This window comes from Microbacterium sp. BF1 (assembly GCF_019279095.1).
GTDB classification, from domain to species: Bacteria; Actinomycetota; Actinomycetes; order Actinomycetales; family Microbacteriaceae; genus Microbacterium; species Microbacterium maritypicum.
The window spans coordinates 1-6367 of record NZ_JAGYWT010000113.1; the positions used below are offsets into that span (position 1 = coordinate 1).

Consider the following 6367-nt stretch of genomic DNA (forward strand, 5'->3'; position numbering starts at 1 on the left):
ACGAACTCGGCGACCGCCGCGCCGACCACCGCGAGCGGCAGGGCGATGCGGAGCCCTACGTGTTCGCAGGGCTCCGCATCGCCCTGCGAACACGTAGGGCATGCTGCCGGGGAAGCGCAGCTCGCGGAAGATCTCCCACCGCGAGGCGTGCAGCGTCTTGAAGACGTCGAGCGCCTTCTGGTCGACATCGCGCAGACCCGCCAGCGAGTTCACGAGCATCGGGAAGAAGACCACGAGCCCGGTCACGATGAACTTCGGCACCATGCCGAAGCCGAAGGCGACCACCAGCGCCGGGGCGATCGCCACGATCGGGGTCACCGTCACGATGATCACGAGCGGCATCACGGCCCGCTCGATGATCTGGAACTCGGCCATGATCACGGTCAGCAGGAAGCCGGCCAGGATGCCGGCGGAGGCGCCGACCACGACCTCGAGCAGGGTGACGAGGAAGTTCGACCAGTACATGCCGGCATCGTCGACGAGGCTCGTGCCGATCGCCTCCAGCGTCGGGAGCACGTATGGGTTGGTCCAGGCCACGACCTGCCACAGCAGCGCGGCGATCACGAAGGTGATGAGGGTGGGTCCCCAGGATCCCCAGCGCAGCCACGGCGGGATGCCACGGCGCGGCTGGGCCTTCAGGCGGGCGGTCGCGAGGGTCGCGGTCGTGTCTCTCATCGTCAGCTCAGACATGGGCCTTCTCCGTCTGCGCGCGCAGCGCATCGCGCACGACTGCTTCCATCTCGCGGAACTCCTCCGTGGCATACGACTGCTCGTCGCGCGGCCGCGGCAGGTTCACGTCGATCACCTGAGCGATGCGCCCCGGGTGGGCTGCCATCACCACGATGCGGTCGGAGAGCATGATCGCCTCCGGCACCGATGCGTGACGAACATGACGGCCTTGCGGTTGGACTGCCAGAACTCCAGCAGGGCGATGCGCTGCAGGTCGCGGTTCATCTCGTCGAGGGCCGAGAACGGCTCGTCCATCAGCATGATGGCCGGGTCGAACACGAACGCCCTGGCGATCGCGGCACGCTGCTGCATGCCGCCGGAGAGCTGACCGGGGTACTTTTTCATCGCCTGTCCGAGTCCGAAGGTCGCCAAGAGCTCGGCGGGATCGCGCAGTGCGCGTCCGGAGTTCGCCTTGGCGTTGATGCGCACCGGCAGCTCGACGTTCTCGCGCACGGTCTTCCACGGCAGCAGCGCGGGCGACTGCGGCACGAGGCCGATCTTCTTGTCGCGCGAGGCCGCGGTGACGCTCTCGCCGTCGATCGTGACGGTGCCGGAGTCGGCGTGGAGAAGACCGGCGACGACCTTGAGCAGCGTGGACTTGCCGCAGCCGCTGGGGCCGATCACCGACACGAACTCGCCCATGCCGATCGTGAGGCTCACATCGTCGAGCACCGTGACCTTGGCGCCGTCCGCCCCGAAGGACTTCGAGACGTTCCTGACCTCGACGCCTGCTCCCTGTGCGACCGACATCACTTCGCCGGCCATGTGAGGGTGTCACCGTCGTAGAGGTCGGCGTCCATCATGTCCGCGATCGCCGGGTTGGTCATCTTGACCATCTCGACCTTCGAGACGTCGACACCGGCCTCATCGAGCATGGCCGAGGCGATCGGGGTCAGATTGATGAAGTAACCGAGCGATCCGCCCTCGAGGTCCTTGAGGCTCTCGAGCCTCTCGTTGCCGAAGATCGAGAACGGCGGGGTGGTGCCGTAGGTGGCGACCGCCGTGAGGTTCTTGCTGTTCGCCGCGGCCAGCATCACATCGGATGCGGAGCCGAGGGCGGTGAACTGCGCCTGACCGGAGGCGACGAGCTGCTGCCCGTTCGCCCCGGAGGCGTTGATCTCCACATCCAGGCAGAGATCGTCGAAGTAGCCCAGCTCCTCGGCGAGGAACACGTCGAGCTGACCGGCGCTGGCGGAGTAGCCGTAGCCGGAGATGTAGGTGATGGTGCCGGCATCCTGATTCCGCTTGCAGGCGTCGGTGTCGCTCGCACTCGTGGGGGCGGTATCGCCGCCTGGCGTCTGCGCGGAGCATGCTCCGAGCGTCAGCGTGGCGGCGAGAACGCACGTCAGGGTGGCAGTGATGCGGAATCGGGTTTCCGCAGAGGAAGTAGCCATGAGGGTCCCTTCTCGGCCGTTCGTCATTGATGGCTCGATGAAAGTAACATAGTCAAGATTGACTAAGCAAGATCAAACTAACTTTTGACGAACGGCGGGAGCGGGCTCCCGCACTCAGCGAGGGGCGTGCGCCTCCAGGAACTCATACACGTCGGTCGTGTCGACGCCGGGGAAGGCCCCGGTCGGCAGTGTCGCCAGCAGCGTGCGCGGAGTCTTCACGTTGGGCCAGGAGTTCTCGCGCCAGCGGTCCTCCAGGTCGGCAGGTGCCCGCCGGCAGCACACCTCGACCGAGTGCTTCGAGACGCCGCGGTGCGAGGTGTCGCGCCCTACGAACCACTTCGTGTCGTCGAAGCGCACCCCGACGCTCACCGAGTGCAGCCCCTCGCTCGAGGACTCGACCCGCGCCGTGCACCAGTACGTGCCGTTGCCGGTGTCGGTGTACTGGTAGTACGGGTTGAAGCGGTCATCCTCATCGAACACCACGCGCGAGGTCCACCGGCGACAGCACATCTGGCCTTCGATGGCCCCGAGGCGGTCGGTTGGGAAGTTCACGTCGTCGTTCTCGTACGCCTTGGTGATCGTGCCCGACTCGTGCACCTTGAGGAAGTGCACGGGGATGTCGAGGTGTCGTGTGGCGAGGTTGGTGAAGCGGTGCGCCGCCGTCTCGTACGACACCGAGTACGCATCGCGCAGGTCCTCGATCGAGATCGCCTTGCGCTGCTTGGCGTCCATCAGGGCGGGGACGACATGCGCCTCCGGGATGAGGAGGGCACCGGTGAGGTAGTTGGTCTCCACGCGCTGCCGCAGGAACTCGGCATAGCTGCGCGGTTCGGAGTGTCCGAGGATGCGGCTCGAGAGCGCCTGCAGCACCGCGGTGCGGGCATCGCCCTTCGCTGGCACGCTGCTCGACAGGTAGAGCCGGCCGTTCGCGAGGTCCGCGACACTGCGCGTGGTCTGCGGCAGGTCGGGGGCGTAGTGCAGGGTGAAGCCCAGATGCGCCGCGATCTCGGACGCCGTGCGCTGCGTCAGAGGACCGCCCGGATGGCCGACCGCGGCCAGGATCTCGGCGGCCTTCGCCTCGAGATCGGCGAAGTGGTTGTCCTGTCGCCGCATGAGGTGCCGCAGCTCGACGTTGGCCCGCCTCGCCTCCTCCGGCGTCGCGGCCCGCTCATCCTTGAGCCGATCGATCTCGCCGTGCAGGGCGAGCAGGGCCTTCAGAGCATCCGTCGGCAGGCTCTTCGCGATACGGAACGGCTCGATGCCCAGCGCCTGGAACGTCTGGCCCTTCATCGCCCGCTCGAGGGCGATCTCGACCGCGCTGCGCTCATCGAGCGGCTCACCTTCCAGCAGCGCATCGATCGTGACCCCGAGCACGCGGGCGATCGCCTGCAGCTGCGTGAGCTTGGGCTCGCGCTTGCCGGTCTCGATCATCGACATCTGACTGGGCGCCCGATCGACGGCGGCGGCCAGGTCGTCGAGGGTCATCCCCTTCGCCGTACGGAGCTGGCGGATGCGCCGGCCGATCGTGAGGGCGTCGGTCTCTTTTGCAGCGTCGATGGTGCTCATGCGGCCGATTCTGTCACAGAAACAGAATTTTGCCCGATCTTCGCTCCCAGATCGGTCGCTGGGGCTTCCGAACTTCACGCACAGTGGAACCACGCCACACCGGCACAGCCGCCGGATCCACCGAGGAGACACCATGACGAACACCGCCCACACCCCGACGCCCCGCCCCGCCGGTCTGCGAGCCGGCGACCAGGTTCAGACGGCCGCCGAGCTCCAGGAGATCTGGGACACCGACCCGCGCTGGGACGGCGTCGAGCGCACCTACTCGGCAGAAGACGTCATCCGCATCCGCGGCTCGGTCCGCGAAGAGGCCACGCTCGCCCATCGCGGCGCCGACAACCTCTGGAACCTCCTGCACACCGAGGACTACGTCCGGGCGCTCGGCGCGTACACCGGGGGCCAGGCCGTGCAGCAGGTGCGGGCGGGACTGAAGGCCATCTACCTGTCCGGATGGCAGGTCGCCGCCGACGGCAACCTCGCCGGTCAGACCTACCCTGACCAGTCGCTGTACCCCGCCAACTCCGTGCCGGCCGTCGTGCGTCGCATCAACAACGCCCTCATCCGCCAGGACCAGCTGGAGCACGCCGAAGGCGAGACCACACAGGACTGGCTCGCACCGATCGTCGCCGACGCGGAGGCCGGTTTCGGCGGACCGCTGAACGCCTACGAGCTCGCGCAGTCGCTCATCCAGTCCGGTGCCGCGGGCATCCACTGGGAAGACCAGCTGGCCAGCGAGAAGAAGTGCGGCCACCTCGGCGGCAAGGTGCTCGTGCCCACGCAGCAGCACATCCGCACCCTGAACGCCGCTCGCCTCGCGGCCGACGTGGCGGGAGTGCCGACCGTCATCATCGCCCGCACGGATGCCCTCGCCGCCGACCTGCTCACCAGCGACGTCGACGAGCGGGACCAGCAGTTCACCACCGGCGAGCGCACCACGGAAGGGTTCTACCGGATCCGTCCCGGCATCGAGTCGGTCATCAGCCGCGGACTCGCCTTCGCCCCGTACGCGGACCTGCTGTGGGTCGAGACGGGAGAGCCGGACATCGAGCTCGCTCGCAACTTCGCCGCGGCGATCCACGCCGAGTTCCCCGGCAAGCTCCTGGCCTACAACTGCTCGCCGAGCTTCAACTGGAAGAAGCACCTGTCGGACACCGAGATCGCGACGTTCCAGCAGGAGCTGGCCGACCTGGGCTACAAGTTCCAGTTCATCACCCTGGCCGGCTTCCACGCCCTGAACTACTCGATGTTCGACCTCGCCCGCGGCTACGCCGATCGCGCCATGACCGCCTATGTCGAGCTGCAGGAAGCCGAGTTCGCCGCGGAAGCAGACGGGTACACCGCCACCAAGCACCAGCGCGAGGCGGGCACCGGCTACTTCGACGTCATCTCCACCGCGCTCAACCCCGACAGCGCGACGCTCGCCCTCGCCGGCTCCACCGAAGCCGCGCAGTTCCACTGATCCCCACTTTCTCGTCCCCGTCTCGCCGACACCCATCGGCGCCGTCGAGACCCACCGCCGCGATCGCCTGCAGCGATGGGTCTCGACGACCACCGTGGGTCTCGACGGAGCCGAAGGGGACCACCACGCAAAGGACTCACGATCATGACCACTCCCACCACCACGGCTCCGATCCAGACGACCCAGCAGGGTCCCGCGATCGAGGTCACCGGCCCCCTCCGCGACCGCTACGAGGAGATCCTGACCCCGTCGGCGCTCACTTTCCTCACCGAGCTGCACCACCGATTCGCCGCGCGTCGCCACGACCGTCTGGCCGACCGGATGCGTCGCCGCTTCGAGATCGGCAACGGGCACGACCCCCAGTTCCGCGACGACACGGCACACATCCGTGAGGATCGGGACTGGCGGGTGGCCGGCGCCGGCCCCGGACTCGAGGACCGTCGCGTCGAGATCACCGGGCCGACCGACCCGAAGATGACGATCAATGCGCTGAACTCCGGCGCGCGGGTGTGGCTCGCCGACCAGGAGGATGCCACGAGCCCCACCTGGAAGAACGTGATCGAGGGGCAGCTGTCCCTGCGCGATGCGATCCGCGGCGAGCTGTCGTTCACCTCGCCGGAAGGCAAGGAATACCGCGTCACGGCGGAGCGCACACCCACGATCGTGATGCGCCCTCGCGGCTGGCACCTGCCCGAGAAGCACATCGCCTTCATCGACCGCGCCGGTCGTCGCACGTCGGCATCGGGATCGCTGGTCGACTTCGGCCTCTACTTCCTGCACAACGCGCAGGCGCTGATCGACGGCGGCCGCGGGCCGTACTTCTACATCGCCAAGATCGAGTCGAGCGAGGAGGCGAAGCTGTGGGACGACGTCTTCTCGTTCAGCGAGGAGTACATCGGCATCCCGCACGGCACGATCCGCGCGACCGTGCTGATCGAGACCCTGCCGGCCGCCTTCGAGATGGACGAGATCCTCTACGAGCTGCGCGACCACTGCGCGGGACTGAACGCCGGCCGCTGGGACTACATCTTCTCGATCATCAAGAACTACCGCGGCCGCGGGGCGCGCTTCGTGCTCCCCGACCGCAGCGAGGTCACGATGACGGTGCCGTTCATGCGGGCGTACACCGACCTGCTCGTGCAGACCTGCCACAAGCGGGGCGCCTTCGCGATCGGCGGCATGAGCGCGTTCATCCCGAACCGGCGCGACCCCGAGGTGA

At 67.6% G+C, this 6367-nt stretch carries 6 protein-coding genes and 1 pseudogene; 2 read left to right on the plus strand and 5 right to left on the minus strand.

Annotation, left to right across the window (positions count from 1 at the left end; translation table 11 throughout):
* The 5 genes from KZA10_RS06045 to KZA10_RS06060 all read right to left on the minus strand — a co-directional run.
* Window positions 1-690 (minus strand): ABC transporter permease (locus tag KZA10_RS06045; protein ID WP_256934471.1); only part of this gene is annotated, 690 nt, incomplete at its 3' end.
* A complete protein-coding gene (locus KZA10_RS17785; RefSeq protein WP_256934472.1) occupies window positions 683-859 on the minus strand; it encodes a hypothetical protein in 177 nt (58 codons plus the stop codon). The genes KZA10_RS17785 and KZA10_RS06045, both read right to left, overlap by 8 nt.
* The gene (locus tag KZA10_RS06050; RefSeq protein WP_256934473.1) at window positions 835-1494 is read right to left on the minus strand and encodes an ABC transporter ATP-binding protein; all 660 of its coding nucleotides are present in this window, start codon (window positions 1492-1494) and stop codon (window positions 835-837) included. The genes KZA10_RS17785 and KZA10_RS06050 overlap by 25 nt, the downstream gene beginning before the upstream one ends.
* Entirely contained in the window at window positions 1479-2123 is a 645-nt protein-coding gene (locus tag KZA10_RS06055; RefSeq protein WP_256934474.1) for an ABC transporter substrate-binding protein, read from the minus strand. Before KZA10_RS06055 ends, KZA10_RS06050 begins: the two co-directional genes overlap by 16 nt.
* Window positions 2124-2237: 114 nt before the next feature.
* Window positions 2238-3689 (minus strand): helix-turn-helix domain-containing protein, encoded by a 1452-nt coding sequence (locus tag KZA10_RS06060; RefSeq protein ID WP_218682414.1) that lies wholly within the window; start codon window positions 3687-3689, stop codon window positions 2238-2240.
* Window positions 3690-3822: 133 nt separating this feature from the next.
* Here KZA10_RS06060 and aceA point away from each other — a divergent pair, with 133 nt between their 5' ends.
* A complete protein-coding gene (gene aceA / locus KZA10_RS06065; protein ID WP_141385782.1) occupies window positions 3823-5148 on the plus strand; it encodes an isocitrate lyase in 1326 nt (441 codons plus the stop codon).
* Window positions 5149-5292: 144 nt separating this feature from the next.
* Window positions 5293-6367, plus strand: a pseudogene (locus KZA10_RS06070) (malate synthase); the annotation flags it as partial.